This is a genomic window from Caenimonas sedimenti (assembly GCF_007833165.1).
In the GTDB taxonomy this organism is placed as follows: Bacteria; Pseudomonadota; Gammaproteobacteria; order Burkholderiales; family Burkholderiaceae_C; genus Ramlibacter; species Ramlibacter sedimenti.
On sequence record NZ_VOBQ01000008.1, the window covers coordinates 213270 to 227155 of the forward strand.

Sequence of the window (13886 nt, forward strand, 5' to 3'; positions counted from 1 at the left end):
TCAGAACCGGAAGATGCCGAAGGGGGTCGGCTTGGGGGCGGTGCGTGACGCGAGATCGAGCATCAAGCCCATCACGTCGCGCGTCTCCACGGGGTCGATGATGCCGTCGGCCCACAGGTTCGATGAGAAGTTGTCGGCCGGCTGGAAATCTTCGTAGACCTTGCGCACCGGCGCCTTGAAGGCTTCTTCTTCCTCAGGCGTCCACTCGCGGCCTTCGGTTTTGTTGATCTGCCGGCGCACCAGGGCCATCACGGTGGCCGCCTGCTCGGGGCCCATGATCGCGGCACGCGCGTTCGGCCACGCGAACATCGCGGTCGGGTTGAACGGGCGGCCGCACATCGCCAGATAGCCTGCGCCATACGACGCGCCGATGATGATGGTGTACTTGGGCACATTGGCCGACGCCATCGCAGTGATCATCTTCGCGCCCGCCTTGGCGATGCCCGACTGCTCGGCGGCGCGACCGACCATGAAGCCGGTGACGTCGGCCATGAACAGCAGCGGGATGTCGCGCTGGCAGCACAGGTCGATGAAGTGCGCCGCCTTCATCGCGCTTTCGGGGAACAGCACGCCCTGGTTGGCAAGGATGCCGATCTCGTGGCCGTGGATGCGGGCGAACCCGGTGAGCAGCGTGTCGCCGTACAGCGGCTTGAATTCCTGGAAGCGGCTGTCGTCGACGAAGCGCGCGAGGATCTCGCGCGTGTCGGTGGGGATCTTGGGGTCGCGGCTGATCAGCCCATGGATCTCGCTCGGATCGAACCGCGGCGGCAAGCTGGGTTGTTTGGTCCAGCGCGGCTTCGGCGGCTCGCCCAGCTCGCGCACGATCTCGCGCGTCAGCGCCAGCGCGTGGCGGTCGTCGTGGGCAATGTGGTCGGTGACGCCGCTCAGGCTGCAGTGCATCTGCGCGCCTCCCAGCGACTCGGCGTCGACCGTCTCGCCGGTGGCGGCGAAGGTCAGCTCGGGGCCGCCCAGGTACATGAAGCCCTGCTCCTTGACGATCACGATCTCGTCGCACAGCGCGGGGATGTAGGCGCCGCCCGCGGTGCAGGGCCCCAGCACCACGGCGATCTGGTGGATGCCCTCGGCCGACATGCGCACCTGGTTGTTGAAGATGCTGCCGAACTGGCCGACGTCGGGAAAGATGTTGGCCATGTCCGGCAGAAAGGCGCCGCCGCTGTCGACCAGCGTGATGCACGGCAGCCGATGCGCCCAGGCGATCTGCTGCGCGCGCACGTGCTTCTTGCACGTCATGCCGTAGTAGGTGCCGCCCTTCACCGTCGCGTCATTGGCGATGATCATGCAGGCCCGGCCCTGCACCAGCCCGATGCCGGTGATGATGCTCGCACCCGGCGGCACGCCGTCGTACTGACCCTCGCCGGCCAGCATGCCGAGCTCAAGGAAGGGCGAGCCCGGATCGAGCAGCACTTCGACGCGGTCGCGCGGCAGGATCTTGTTGCGCGCCAGGTGCTTCTCACGCGCCTTGGGCGGCCCGCCGGCCAGCGCCTTGCGGCGCCGCTCGTGCAGCCTGGCGATCAGGGCCTCGTAGGCGCTGCGGTTGAGCTGGAACTCGGGGTCGGCGGTGGAAGCGCGCGAGGAAAGAATCGTCATCCGGGAGCTCTAATAGTCACTTGAACACGGGCGGGCGGCGCGCCGCAAAAGCCGCCAGGCCTTCGCTCACGTCGTCGTTCATCAACTCGGTGGCCATGACGTCCTGTTCGAGCTTCAGGCCGCCGCCCAGCGGCTGGTCCATGCCCTGCCGCGCCAGGCGTTTCATGATCGCCAGCCCGCCGCGGCTGCGCGTGGTGAGCTGGGTGCAGTAGGCGAGCGCGGCCTCGCCCAGCTTGTCGGGCTCGACCACGTAGTTCACCAGGCCCCACTGCAGGGCGGTGGGGGCATCGATCCAGCGTGCGCTGAAGAACAGGTCGAGGCCGCGGCGCAGTCCGACGATGCGCGGCAGGCGCTGCGATCCGCCCCAACCGGGCACCAAGCCGTACTGCGCATGCTGGTCGCCGATGCGGAAGTCGGTCGACGCGAAGATCACGTCGCAGGCCATCATCAGCTCGCTGCCGCCTGCCAGGGCCAGGCCCTGACAGGCCGCCACCACGGGCAGCGGGCTGGCTTCCAGGCGCTGCAGCACCGCGTGGCCGTAGCGGATGAAGTGGTCGATCTTGGCCGGATCGCTGCGCAGGCCCTTGACCTCGTCGAGGTCGGCGCCGGTGCAGAAGTGCTTGCCCTGGGCGCGGATGAGGACAGCGCGCACGCCCGAGCCGGGCTTCTCGAAGTCGTCCAGCGCCGCCTCAATGGCCGCATGCACGGCCAGCGACAGGCAGTTGAACTTGTCCGGCCGCGCCAGTTCGATGATGCCGACGGCGCCTTCGCGGCCGACGACCAGCGGCGAAGCCGCGCTCATTTCCTGTTCTCTGCCGCGTACTGCACGGCCACGCGCCCCGCGCGCTCGCGCGCGACGATGAGCTTCATCACCTGCGCTGTGCCATCGCCGATCTCCAGGCCCATCACGTCACGCAGGCGCTGCTGGTGCGGCAGGTCCTTGGACCAGCCGTAGTGGCCGAAGGTCAGAATGCATTGGTGGATCGCATCGAAGCTGGTCTTCGGGCCCATCCACTTGACCATGGCGGCTTCCGCCGTATGCGGCTGGCCAGCGTCGCGCAGCGCCAGGCCGTGGTAGCAGAGCTGTCGGCAGGCGGCCAGCAGGGTCTCGAACTCGACGATGGGGAACGACACGCCCTGGTACTGCACGATGGGCGCGCCCATCGCCTGACGCTCCTTCATGTACTCCCAGGTCTCGTCGATCGACGCCTGCGCCGCTGCCACGCATTGCAATGCGATCAGGATGCGGCTGAAGTCGAAGCCTTGCATCACCTCGGTGAAGCCCTTGCCCTCCTGGCCCATCAGGTTCTCGGCCGGGATGCGCACATCGTCGAAGAATACCGAACCGCGACCGATGATCTTGCTGCCCACGTCGTTGAAGCGTGTGCGCTGGATGCCCGGCGAATCCATCGGCACAAGGAAGGCCGAGATGCCCCGTGCGCCGGCGTCGGGCTTGCCGGTACGGGCAAACAGGACGATGGCGTCGCACTGGTCGGAGAAGCTGATGGACGTCTTTTCACCCGACAGGATGTACTGATTGCCGTCGCGGCGCGCCTTCACCTGGAGGTTGGCCGCATCGGAGCCCCCGCGCGGCTCGGTCAACCCCAGTCCGATGATGGCGTCGCCCGCGACCAGACGGCTGTTCCAGTGCCGCGCCAGTTCGGGGTTGGCGTTGCGGTGCACGATGGCCCCCATCAGCGAACCCAGCAACTGCAAATAGCTGATGTTGAAGTCGCCGTAGGCGATTTCCTCGGTGATCAGACCCGAGGTGACGCCGCTCTGGCCCAGCCCGCCGTACTCTTCCGGAAGATCCACACCGATCAAGCCCAGCGCGCCGATCTCCTTCATCAGCGCGCGGTCGAAGCCCAGGTCGGCCTCACGCGTCTGGTAGTGGGGCTTGAGCTTCTCGCGCGAGAAGCGGCGAGCGACGTCGCGCAGTGCGATCTGGTCTTCGTTGAGCAGCATGATCCGGTCTCCTTGGCTGGGTGGAAGCACTTCGGGACGCATCGCCCGCACATCGACGAAGCGCCTCGACAACGTATCGCTTGCCTGCACCGGCAAGTCCGGTCTATCATATCATCGAACATACGTTAGTTAGGAACTCAAGGGCTTCAAGGCGACATACGCTGTGACTGGTACCATTTTCGATCACCCAACCTAACTAACCACACACTATGGCAACCAAGTCCCGCGAAAACCCTGCTCCAGTCGAGGTAGACAGCGCGACGCGTGAACGCATCCTGCTGGAGGCCGCACGGTTGTTCCGCCACCATGGCTACGCCGCAACGACCTTGCGGGAAGTGGCTGACGCCTCCGGCATCAAGGCAGGCAGCATCTACTACCACTTCGAATCCAAGGACCAGATTCTCGGTGAGGTGCTGGACAAGGGCATCCAGGTGGTCTCCGCCGCAGTGCAGCAGCGCGTGGAGGCGCTGCCTGCAGAGGCCACTGCTCGGCAGCGGTTGGCGGCGGCGATCGAAGGCCACCTCTGGGGCATGCTGCACCATGGCGACTTCACGTCGGCCAACATCCGGATCTACGGTCAGATTCCCGCCGCGGCGAAGAACCGCCACCGCAAGATCCGTCGCGAGTACGCCGACTATTGGGACAGTCTGCTGGAGGACGCACTGCAACGCGGCGAGTTGCGGGCCGACACCAGCACCGCCATGATCCGTCTTTTCGTGATCGGCGCCCTGAACTGGACCGTCGAGTGGTACAACCCGCAGAAGGGTTCGTTCCAGGATTTCGTCAAGCAGATCACGGCGATCGTCTTCGACGGCACTTTTGTCGGCGAGCCGGCATGAGCGTCAAGCCGGGATGGGAGGGCCGCTTCTTCGAAGACTTCATTGTCGGAGACGAATACCGCCACCCGCTCGGCCGGACCCTCACGCAGCAGGACAACATCTGGTTCACGCTGCTGACCCAGAACGTGGCTGCGGTGCATTTCGATGCGCACTACGCCGCGCAAACCGAGTTTGCGCGGCCCTTGGTCAATTCCTGCCTCACGTTGGCGCTGGTCACAGGGCAGTCCGTGATTGACGTTTCTTACAACGTATTTGCCAACCTAGGCTGGGATGACGTACGCCTGCCGCATCCGGTGTTCGAGGGCGACACCATCTACTCGCGCTCCACCGTCCTCGACAAGCGTGAATCGAAGTCGCGCCCGAACCTGGGCGTGATCACCGTCGCGACCGAGGGTTTCAACCATGATGCGGTAGTGGTGTGCACCTTCAAGCGCACGCTGATGGTCTACAAGCGCGGGATGGCGCCAAACCGCGCGCCCCCGGTTCCGGGGTCTAAGCCTTGACTCCGACTCGAGCGCGCGCCATGCGCGCCCATCGAAAGTGAACATCCAGCAATCGATCGAACGCTTCGGCCCGCGCGAAGTGATGGAGTACGACGTGGTCGTGGTCGGCGCCGGCCCTGCCGGCCTGGCCACAGCGATCCGTCTCAAGCAGCTGAACGCCGACCTGTCCGTGGTCGTGATCGAAAAAGGGTCGGAACCGGGGGCCCATATCTTGTCTGGTGCGGTGATGGACCCGCGCGCCATCTCGGAACTGCTGCCCGACTGGAAGGCTCAGGGCGCACCGCTCGACCAGCCCGTGACCGCCGACGACGTGCTGTTTCTGTCCGAAACCGGCACCGTGCGCACGCCCGACTGGCTGGTGCCGCGCAACCTGCACAACGATGGCTGCTATGTCGTGTCGCTGGGCAACGTGGTGCGTTGGCTGGCGCAGCAGGCGGAAGCCCTGGGCGTGGAAATCTTCCCCGGCTTTGCCGGCGCCGAAGTGCTGTACGACGACCAGGGCGCCGTGCGCGGCGTGGCCACGGGCAACATGGGCGTGGGCAAGGACGGCGAGCCCGCTGACGCCTTCCAGCTCGGCATGGAACTGTGCGCCAAGTACACCGTCTTCGCCGAGGGCGCGCGCGGCCACCTCGGCAGGCAGCTCATCGCCCGCTACCGGCTCGACACAGGCAAGGATCCGCAGAGCTTCGCCATCGGCATCAAGGAACTGTGGGAGGTCGACCCGGCCCGCGCCAAGCCCGGCCTGGTGGTCCACACCGCGGGCTGGCCGATGCGCGACCAGACCTTCGGCGGCGGCTTCCTGTACCACCTCGCCGACAACAAGGTGACGCTGGGCTTCGTGATCGGGCTGGACTACAGCAATCCGTTCATGAGCCCGTTCGAGGAGATGCAGCGCTGGAAGGCGCACCCCGCCATCCGCGCCCACATCGAAGGCGGCAAGCGCATCGGCTATGGCGCGCGCGCCATCAACAACGGCACCCCGCAAGCGCTACCCAAGACGGTGTTCCCGGGCGGCGCCCTGGTCGGTTGCGACGCCGGCTATCTCAACGCCGCACGCATCAAGGGCAGTCACGCCGCCATCAAGAGCGGCATGCTGTGTGCCGAGGCGCTGGCGCCGGCGCTGGCCGCCGGGCGCCAGCGCGACGAGTTGCTGGCCTACCCGCTGGCCTTCGAGCAGAGCTGGCTGAACGGGGAGCTGCAGCAGACGCGCAACTTCAAGCTCTGGTTCAAGAAGGGAAAGTGGGTCGGGACTCTGATGACAGGCATCGAGCAGTGGCTGTTGCCCAGGCTGGGCATCGCCAGCCCGCCTTGGACGCTACACGGAAGCAAGCGCGACCACGAATGCCTGTTGGCAGCCGACCGGGCCCACCCCATTGCCTATCCCAAGCCGGACGGCAAGCTTACTTTCGACCGCCTGTCGTCGGTGTTCGTCAGCAACACCAACCACGAAGAGAACCAGCCGGCGCACCTGACGCTGAAGAACCCCTCGGTGCCAGTGGCGCTGAACCTGGCCAAGTACGCCGGGCCTGAAAGCCGCTATTGCCCGGCCGGAGTCTACGAGTTCGTCCGCGACGACGACCAGAAAGAGCGCCTGCAGATCAATGCCCAGAACTGCGTGCACTGCAAGACCTGCGACATCAAGGATCCGTCGCAGAACATCGTCTGGGTCACGCCCGAGGGCGGCGGCGGGCCCAACTACGCAGGAATGTGAACCCCATGAGTGAACCGCAATTCGGCTGGGACGATGCCGCGCTGGCGGACGCGCCGCGCGTCTTCGAGGCCGGCCTGTTCGACGGCCAAGTCGTGATGGTCTCCGGCGCCGGCAGCGGCATCGGAAAGGCCATCGCGTTCCTGTACGCGCGACTGGGCGCCAGACTCGTCATCTGCGGCCGCGACCGCGCCAAGCTCGATGCCTGCGAGCCCTGGCTGCGCAAGCTCGGCAGCCCCGACGTGCTGGTGCAGCAGGCCAACATTCGTCAGCCCGATGATGTCGAGCGGCTGCTGGACGCGACCTACACCCATTTCGGTCGCCTGGACGTGCAGGTCAACAACGCGGGTGGCCAGTTCCCGAAGGCCGCGCTCGACCTCAGCCCGAACGGCTGGAAGGCGGTGATCGACAACAACCTGAACGGTACCTGGTACATGATGCACGCCGCCGCAAAGCGCTGGCGCGACACCGGCACGCCGGGCAACATCGTCAACATCGTGCTGACCTTCCAGCGCGGCTTCCCCGGCGTCGCCCACTCCTGCGCTGCGCGAGCCGCGGTGACCTACCTGTCTAAGACGGTGGCCGTGGAATGGGCGCAGCACCAGATCCGCGTCAACTGTGTGGCGCCCGGCGTGATCGAGAGCACCGGCTTCAAGCAGTACTCGGCCGAAGCGCGCGAGCAGTTCCCACGCGGCAACCCGATGCTGCGCCAGGGCGACGTGCAGGACATCGGTCACGCGGTGATCTACCTCACCGGGCCCAGCGGCAAGTTCATCACCGGTGAGCTGCTCACCGTCGATGGCGGCGGCGTCCTGTGGGGCGAGCTGTGGACGATCCCCAAGCCTGCCTATTTCACCCAGGGGCAGACGCCATGAGCGCAGCGGAAAAGCAACCCAAATTCGGCCCCGGCGACGCGGCGCTCGCCGAGCTGCCCACGGTCTACCGCGACAATCTGTTCGCCGGCAAGGTGGTGCTGGTCTCGGGCGCCGGCAGCGGCATCGGCAAGGCGATTGCCTTCCTGTTCGCCCGCCTGGGCGCCACGCTGGCGATCTGCGGCCGCAAGCTGGATGCGCTGGAGGACTGCGCCGAGAAGCTGCGCGCCCTGTCAGGCCGCGAGGTCCTTGTGCACCCGATGACAATCCGCGATCCGGCGCAAGTCGAAGGTCTGTTCGACGCAGTGTTCGAACGCTTCGGCAGCATCGATGTGCTGGTCAACAATGCCGGCGGGCAGTTCGCCGCGCATGCGATGGACTTCACCGACAAGGGTTGGAACGCCGTCATCGACACCAACCTCAACGGCACCTGGTACATGATGCAGGGCACGGCGAAGCGATGGGTCAAGCAGGGCAAGCGCGACGGCAGCATCGTCACCATCGCTGCCGCGGTTGACCGCGGCCTGCCCGGCATGGCACACACCGCTGCGTCGCGGGCAGGCGTGATCGCGCTGTCACAGACGTTGGCCGTCGAATGGGCCGAGCACGGCATCCGCGTCAACTGCATCGGCGCCGGCGCGATCGAGAGCAACGGCTTCAACAACTACAGGGAAGAAAACGTCGGCGGCCTGTTCCGCACCAACCCCATGCTCAGGGCCGGCGACGTGCAGGACATTGCCGAGGCGGTGGTCTACCTCACTGCGCCATCGGGCAAGTACATCACTGGCGAGACCGTCAACATCGACGGCGGCATGGTGCTGTGGGGCGACTTCTGGCCCGCCGGCATGCCCGACTACTTCAAACCACCCGCATCCCCAACATGAGCTCCACAACCGACAAGACCGCCAGTGGCCCCGGCCCGCTGGCCGGCGTCAGGATCATCGATCTCACCACCGTGGTGATGGGTCCGTTCGCCTCCCAGATCCTGGCCGACCTGGGCGCCGACGTCATCAAGGTGGAATCTCCTGAAGGCGACACCGTACGAAATATCGGCCCCAGCCGCAGCAAGGGTATGGGCCCGATGTACCTGGCCGTCAACCGCAACAAGCGCAGCATCGTGCTCGACCTGCGCCAGCCCGATGGCCTGGCGGCGCTGAAGCGCCTGATCGCCGGCGCCGACGTGCTGCTGTTCAACATCCGCCCAGGCTCGATGGGCCGGCTGGGCCTGAGCTACGACGAGGTCGCCGCGGTCAACCCGGGCATCATCTACTGCGGTGCCTACGGATTCGGCGAAGGCGGACGTTATGCCGGCAAACCGGCGCTCGACGACCTGATCCAGGGCGCGGTCGCCTTGCCCTCGCTGGTCGGCCGTGTGACAGGCGAGCCACGCTACCTGCCGACCAACATCTGCGACCGCACCACCGGCCTGACCGCCGTCTACAGCGTCACTGCCGCGCTCTACGCGCGCGAGCGCAGCGGCCGCGGCCAGGCCATCGAAGTGCCGATGTTCGAAACCATGACGCAATTCGTGCTGTCCGACCACATGTACGGCCAGACCTTCGACCCGCCGCTGGCCGACGCCGGCTATGTGCGTCTGCTCGCCAAGGATCGGCGCCCCTGCAAGACCAAGGACGGCTACATCTGCGTCCTGATCTACATCGACAAGCACTGGAAGAATTTCTGCGAGATGCTGGGCCGCGAGGAGATGCTGCGCGACCCGCGCTTCCTGCGCATGGCCGATCGCACGCGCAATGTCGACGCGCTGTACGCCTTCGTCACCGAGCAGATGGCCCAGCGCACCACCGCCGAGTGGATGGACGCGCTGGCCAAGGCCGACATCCCGGTGACGCCCATGCACACGCCGGCCTCCCTGATGGACGACCCGCACCTGGCCGACATCGGCTTTTTCGAGTGGATCGAGCACCCAAGCGAAGGGCGCATCCGCAGCATGAACATTCCCGGCACGTGGTCGGGCACGCCGCCGGCCATCCGGCGCCATGCGCCGCTGCTGGGCGAAAACACGCGCGAGGTGCTGGCCGAGGCCGGTTACGCCGCGGCTGACATTGACCGCCTGCTGGCCAGCGGTGCGGCGAGCGCGCAGGAGGCCGTGCGCGCCAAAGCAGAGCTCTGACCTTCAAGCCGCGCGCGCACCGCCCGCGCGAACGAAGCCGCGCTGCACCAGTGCGCCCAGTTCGGACGCCGGTATGCCCCAACGCTGCACCTGTTCAAGCGCCCCATCGTCCGCGCTGTGCGGTCCCCGCGGCAGTCCCGCCGGGGTGGCGCTGAAACGCGGCGCTGGCGCAGGTTGCACCACACCGCCAATGTCGATGAAGGTCGAGCGTGCCTGGTTGTGTGGATGCTTCGGCGCCTCGAGTGGCGCAAGCACCGGCGCGAAGCAGGCGTCACTGCCTTCGAGCAGATCGCACCACTGCGCCCGCGTGCGGGTCTCGAAGATCGCGGCCAGCCGGGTCTTGCTTTCGGCCCACCGCGCCGCGTCGTCAAAGTCGAAGGCGTCGGCGGCCAGGCCCAGGCGCTCGACCAGAACCTTGCGGAACTTCAGTTCGATCGGCGCGACCGAGACATACTCGCCGTCGGCGCAGCGGAACACCTCGTAGTGCGGCGCCCCCGAATCCAGCAGGTTGGTACCGCGCGGCCCGGTGTGCATTCCGCTGCCGAGCATGCCGTAGAGCGAGGTCATCAGCATCGCCGCGCCGTCAACCATCGCCGCATCGACGATCTGCCCGGCACCGCCACGCTGCGTGTTCCACAGGGCCGCGAGCATGCCGAACGCGAGCAGCAGACCGCCGCCGCCGAAGTCGCCGACCAGGTTCAGCGGCGGCGTCGGCGGCGCACCGGCGCGGCCGATCGCATGCAGCGCACCCGACAAGGCGATGTAGTTCAGGTCGTGCCCGGCGGCCAGCGCCAGCGGCCCGGTCTGGCCAAAGCCGGTGACGCGCCCGTAGACCAGTTTGGGTTGTTGCGCCAGACAAGGCTCGGGGCCCAGGCCGAGCCGCTCCATCGTCTGCGGCCGGAAGCCCTCGATCAGCGCATCGCTGCAGGCGACCAGCCGGCGCGCGAACGCGACCCCTTCGGCGGCCTTCAGATCGACCGCGATCGAGCGCTTGCCGCGGTTCAGCAGATCGAATTTCGGCGCCCGCTCGATGCCCAGGCCACTCGGCGCAAGCCGGTCCACACGCAGCACCTCGGCACCCAGGTCGGCCAGCAACATGCCGCACATCGGGCCCGGCCCGATGCCGGCGAACTCCACCACCTTCATGCCGCCGAGCGGTCCCTGGCTCATTGTCTGTTCTCCTTCAACGATGGGATGTCAACCGAGCAGGCGATCCAGGCGTTCCTTGGCCTCGGACAGTTCGCCGAGCATGTCCTGAACCACCTGCCGCACCGAGGTCTCTTCGCGCATGTCGGCAACGATCTGCCCGACGGGGTAGGTCAGGAACTCCTTGGCCCGGACCCGTTCGACCCGCGTGCGGCCCTGCCCCCACCACAAGATCGCCTGCAGCGGCGCGGGCAGCGGTTCAGGCGCGCCGGGCGCGTCCCAGGCATCGGTGAAAGCGCTGCGCAGTGTGCGGCAGGGCTTGCCGGTGACGCTGCGGGTCAGCACCGCGTCGTCGGGGCCGGCTTCGAACATGCGGGCCTTGACCTCGGGGGTGACCTCGCTCTGCACCGTCTTCAGCCAGATCGAGCCGCACCAGGCACCTTCGCAGCCGAGCGCCAGCGCCGCCGCGAGCTGGCGTCCGCGGCCGATCCCGCCGGCGCCGAGCACAGGCAACGGCGCGACCGCGTCGACGATGCGCGGCCACAGCACCATCGAGGTGGTGCTGCCGGTGTGGCCGCCGGCCTCGGTGCCGACCGCGATGACGAAATCACAACCGGCATCGCGGTGCTTGATCGCGTGCTTGGGCGCCCCTGCCATCGCCGCCACCTTGATGCCGCGCGCATGGGCGCGCTCTACCAGTTCGGCCGGCGGCGAGCCCAGCGCATTCACGATCAGCTTGATCGGATGGCGCAGCGCGATCTCGATCATCGCGGCGCTTTCGCCCGGGGTGAAGTTGAACGTCGAAACCAGGTCGCGCTCGATCTGCGCCGCTTCGGCCGCGGGCAGCGCTGGCACACCGGCGCGATCGAGCATGCCGCGAACGAAAGCCAGATGCCCGGCGGGCAGCAGCCGGTCGGCGTCGTACTTGGCCTCGCCCTCGCCCGCGTCCTGGTAGGTCGTAGGCATCAGGATGTCGACGCCGTAGGGCCGGCCACCGATGTGGTCGTCGATCCATTGCAGTTCGGCGTCGACGCGCTGCGGGCTCATGCGGGCCAGGCCGAGCACTCCGAGACCACCGGCCTTCGAGACCTCGACGACCACGTCGCGGCAATGCGAGAAGGCGAAGATCGGCGCCTCGATCCCGAACATTTCACACAAGCGGTTGGCCACGGTTGTCATTCAGAGTAGTCCAATATTGGATTATCATACCAATAATGAAACGGCCTTCTGCCCCCATGAGCGGTTCCGGCGGCGACGACTACAGCGGCCCCAAGTCGCCGTTGCGCGTGATGCACATCGTCGAATTGCTGGCCGCCGCGACCAACGGAATGTCGCTAGCCGCGATGACCGAAGCCCTGCAGATTCCGAAGACCAGCCTGCTGAACCACCTGCGGGTCATGGTCGGCGCCGGTTACGTGAGCCTGCGCGATGCCCGCTACGCGCTGGGCCCGGCGGCGCTGCGTCTGGGCGCTATCATCGCCGCCGATGCTGGCGTGCTGGCTGCGGCGCGCCCCGTGGCGGCCGAACTGATGCTCAGGACCGGTGAGACCGTGATGCTCGCCACGCTCGACGAACGCAGTGCCGAAGCGCTGTACCTCGACGTCATCTACAGCCAGCAGGACATCCGCTATTCACCGCGTGTCGGCTCGCGCTGGCCGCTGTACTGCACTGGCATGGGCCGTGCGCTGCTAGCGTTTCAGGAGCCGTCGTTCATTCATCGCTACCTGGCCGAAACTGACATGCTGCGGCGCACGCCGCGCACGGTGACCGAACGGACACGCCTGCGACGCATCATCGACGAGGTGCGCGGCAGCGGTGTGGTGGTGACACAGGGTGAGCACACGATAGGCGCCGGCGCCGTGGCCGCCCCAGTCATCGAGCGCGACGGCCGAGTGCGCCATGCCATCGGCATCGGCGTCCCGATCGACCGGCTCGAGCCGCGGCGCGAGTTGCTCGCCGCGCTGGTGACCGAGGCAGCTCGCGAGGTCTCATGGACCCTGGGCGGGCACGCAGCGCCGCCGTCAAAGTTTGCCCCGCAAGACTCCGGGAACAGCACTTCATCGTTGGCGGCAGCACCACTGAAACGAACCAGCAAAGCCCGCCAGGGCGAACGGAGACCAGCATGAACTTTCATTTCGCAGGAACCGCGCGTCACTTTTCGCGCGGCTTCACCGCCGCTCTGCTGCTGGGACTGGCCTCGCTGGCCGCCCATGCGCAGTTCCCGAACAAGCCGGTTCGCCTGGTTGTGCCCTTCGGCCCGGGGTCGGCGACCGACACGTTCCTGCGCATCGTTGCCGAGCCCCTCGGCACCGCACTCGGCCAGAGCGTCGTGATCGACAACAAGCCCGGCGCGATGTCCGTGCTGGCCGTCGAGCATGTGGCCAAGTCGCCGCCCGACGGCTACACCGTTGTCGCCGCCACCAACTCCATCGTCGCAAACCCGGCCGGCATCCTGCGCAGCGTCAACTACGACCCGTTCCGCGACTTCACGCCCATCACTCGGCTGGCCGGCACGTCCTACGTGCTGGTGGTGGCAGCCGACCAGCCCTGGAGGACCCTGGACGAGTTGGTTGCGCATGCGCGCGCCAACCCGGGCAAGCTCAACTACGCCAGCGGCAACCTCGGTGGCGTGCTGTACGGCGGCATGCTGCAGAAGTCGATCGGCGTGAACATGGTGCACGTGCCCTTCAAGTCCACGCCACCGGCGCTGCTGGAGCTGCTGGCCGGACGCGTGCACATCATGTTCACCGACCTGGCGACGGCTAGCGGGCAGGTCAAGGCGGGCAAGGTGCGGCCGCTGCTGGCTACCGCAACGCAGCGCACGGCGCTGTTCCCCGATGTGCCGACCATCGCCGAAACCGGCATCAGGGGCTTCGCAGACATGCCGGCATGGTGGGCACTGTACGGCCCGGCCGGCATGCCCAACGACGCCGTCGAACGGCTGAACCGCGAGGTCACCACGATCCTGCAGCGGCCCGACATCCGCAGCCGTCTGCTCGCGATGGGCATCGACGCAGTGCCGTCGTCGCCGCAAGTGCTGGCCGACTTCACGCGCGAGCAGTCGCAGAACTATGTGCGGCTAATCAAGGAATTCAACATCCAGCCGGAATGACC

At 67.0% G+C, this 13886-nt stretch carries 13 protein-coding genes; 8 read left to right on the forward strand and 5 right to left on the reverse strand.

Annotated features, from left to right (window positions below; all coding sequences use genetic code 11):
- The 3 genes from FN976_RS10635 to FN976_RS10645 are packed head-to-tail and all read right to left on the reverse strand — an operon-like array spanning position 1 to position 3573.
- Positions 1-1608: a carboxyl transferase domain-containing protein gene (locus FN976_RS10635; RefSeq protein ID WP_145892983.1), complete on the reverse strand. Its 1608-nt coding sequence runs from the start codon at positions 1606-1608 to the stop codon at positions 1-3.
- Between the two features lie 16 nt (positions 1609-1624).
- Positions 1625-2410, reverse strand: a complete 786-nt coding sequence (locus FN976_RS10640) for an enoyl-CoA hydratase/isomerase family protein (protein ID WP_145892984.1) — start codon at positions 2408-2410, stop codon at positions 1625-1627.
- Complete coding sequence (locus FN976_RS10645) at positions 2407-3573, reverse strand: acyl-CoA dehydrogenase family protein (RefSeq protein ID WP_145892985.1); 1167 nt, start codon at positions 3571-3573, stop codon at positions 2407-2409. Before FN976_RS10645 ends, FN976_RS10640 begins: the two co-directional genes overlap by 4 nt.
- A gap of 209 nt (positions 3574-3782) precedes the next feature.
- Here FN976_RS10645 and FN976_RS10650 point away from each other — a divergent pair, with 209 nt between their 5' ends.
- Genes FN976_RS10650 through FN976_RS10675 form a run of 6 tightly spaced genes read left to right on the forward strand, consistent with a single transcriptional unit; the run spans position 3783 to position 9626 of the window.
- Entirely contained in the window at positions 3783-4412 is a 630-nt protein-coding gene (locus tag FN976_RS10650) for a TetR/AcrR family transcriptional regulator (protein WP_145892986.1), read from the forward strand.
- Positions 4409-4915 carry a MaoC family dehydratase gene (locus tag FN976_RS10655; RefSeq protein ID WP_145892987.1) on the forward strand — a complete coding sequence of 169 codons (507 nt, stop codon included), beginning with the start codon at positions 4409-4411 and terminating at the stop codon, positions 4913-4915. The genes FN976_RS10650 and FN976_RS10655 overlap by 4 nt, the downstream gene beginning before the upstream one ends.
- Positions 4916-4952: 37 nt before the next feature.
- Entirely contained in the window at positions 4953-6626 is a 1674-nt protein-coding gene (locus tag FN976_RS10660; RefSeq protein WP_145892988.1) for an electron transfer flavoprotein-ubiquinone oxidoreductase, read from the forward strand.
- Between the two features lie 5 nt (positions 6627-6631).
- A complete protein-coding gene (locus FN976_RS10665) occupies positions 6632-7498 on the forward strand; it encodes an SDR family oxidoreductase (protein WP_145892989.1) in 867 nt (288 codons plus the stop codon).
- Positions 7495-8379, forward strand: a complete 885-nt coding sequence (locus FN976_RS10670) for an SDR family oxidoreductase (protein WP_145892990.1) — start codon at positions 7495-7497, stop codon at positions 8377-8379. Before FN976_RS10665 ends, FN976_RS10670 begins: the two co-directional genes overlap by 4 nt.
- Positions 8376-9626 carry a CaiB/BaiF CoA transferase family protein gene (locus FN976_RS10675; protein WP_145892991.1) on the forward strand — a complete coding sequence of 417 codons (1251 nt, stop codon included), beginning with the start codon at positions 8376-8378 and terminating at the stop codon, positions 9624-9626. The genes FN976_RS10670 and FN976_RS10675 overlap by 4 nt, the downstream gene beginning before the upstream one ends.
- 3 nt (positions 9627-9629) lie before the next feature.
- Here FN976_RS10675 and FN976_RS10680 read toward each other — a convergent pair whose 3' ends face one another.
- Positions 9630-10796 (reverse strand): CaiB/BaiF CoA transferase family protein, encoded by a 1167-nt coding sequence (locus FN976_RS10680; RefSeq protein ID WP_145892992.1) that lies wholly within the window; start codon positions 10794-10796, stop codon positions 9630-9632.
- Between the two features lie 27 nt (positions 10797-10823).
- Positions 10824-11951 carry an NAD(P)H-dependent flavin oxidoreductase gene (locus tag FN976_RS10685; RefSeq protein WP_255440296.1) on the reverse strand — a complete coding sequence of 376 codons (1128 nt, stop codon included), beginning with the start codon at positions 11949-11951 and terminating at the stop codon, positions 10824-10826.
- 56 nt (positions 11952-12007) lie between these two features.
- Between FN976_RS10685 and FN976_RS10690 the strand changes: the two genes are divergently transcribed.
- On the forward strand, positions 12008-12898 hold the full coding sequence (locus tag FN976_RS10690; protein ID WP_186510817.1) for an IclR family transcriptional regulator: 891 nt from the start codon (positions 12008-12010) through the stop codon (positions 12896-12898).
- Positions 12895-13884, forward strand: coding sequence for a Bug family tripartite tricarboxylate transporter substrate binding protein (locus FN976_RS10695; protein WP_186510818.1), 990 nt, complete (start codon positions 12895-12897; stop codon positions 13882-13884). Before FN976_RS10690 ends, FN976_RS10695 begins: the two co-directional genes overlap by 4 nt.
- Positions 13885-13886 lie beyond the last annotated feature (2 nt).

What these genes read in the sequence shown, in the direction of transcription:
- FN976_RS10635 (WP_145892983.1), bottom strand. Translation starts at nt 1,608, where the DNA reads ATGACGATTCTTTCCTCGCGCGCTTCCACCGCCGACCCCGAGTTCCAG.
- FN976_RS10640 (WP_145892984.1), bottom strand. Translation starts at nt 2,410, where the DNA reads ATGAGCGCGGCTTCGCCGCTGGTCGTCGGCCGCGAAGGCGCCGTCGGC.
- FN976_RS10645 (WP_145892985.1), bottom strand. Translation starts at nt 3,573, where the DNA reads ATGCTGCTCAACGAAGACCAGATCGCACTGCGCGACGTCGCTCGCCGC.
- FN976_RS10650 (WP_145892986.1), top strand. Translation starts at nt 3,783, where the DNA reads ATGGCAACCAAGTCCCGCGAAAACCCTGCTCCAGTCGAGGTAGACAGC.
- FN976_RS10655 (WP_145892987.1), top strand. Translation starts at nt 4,409, where the DNA reads ATGAGCGTCAAGCCGGGATGGGAGGGCCGCTTCTTCGAAGACTTCATT.
- FN976_RS10665 (WP_145892989.1), top strand. Translation starts at nt 6,632, where the DNA reads ATGAGTGAACCGCAATTCGGCTGGGACGATGCCGCGCTGGCGGACGCG.
- FN976_RS10670 (WP_145892990.1), top strand. Translation starts at nt 7,495, where the DNA reads ATGAGCGCAGCGGAAAAGCAACCCAAATTCGGCCCCGGCGACGCGGCG.
- FN976_RS10675 (WP_145892991.1), top strand. Translation starts at nt 8,376, where the DNA reads ATGAGCTCCACAACCGACAAGACCGCCAGTGGCCCCGGCCCGCTGGCC.
- FN976_RS10680 (WP_145892992.1), bottom strand. Translation starts at nt 10,796, where the DNA reads ATGAGCCAGGGACCGCTCGGCGGCATGAAGGTGGTGGAGTTCGCCGGC.
- FN976_RS10685 (WP_255440296.1), bottom strand. Translation starts at nt 11,951, where the DNA reads ATGACAACCGTGGCCAACCGCTTGTGTGAAATGTTCGGGATCGAGGCG.
- FN976_RS10690 (WP_186510817.1), top strand. Translation starts at nt 12,008, where the DNA reads ATGAGCGGTTCCGGCGGCGACGACTACAGCGGCCCCAAGTCGCCGTTG.
- FN976_RS10695 (WP_186510818.1), top strand. Translation starts at nt 12,895, where the DNA reads ATGAACTTTCATTTCGCAGGAACCGCGCGTCACTTTTCGCGCGGCTTC.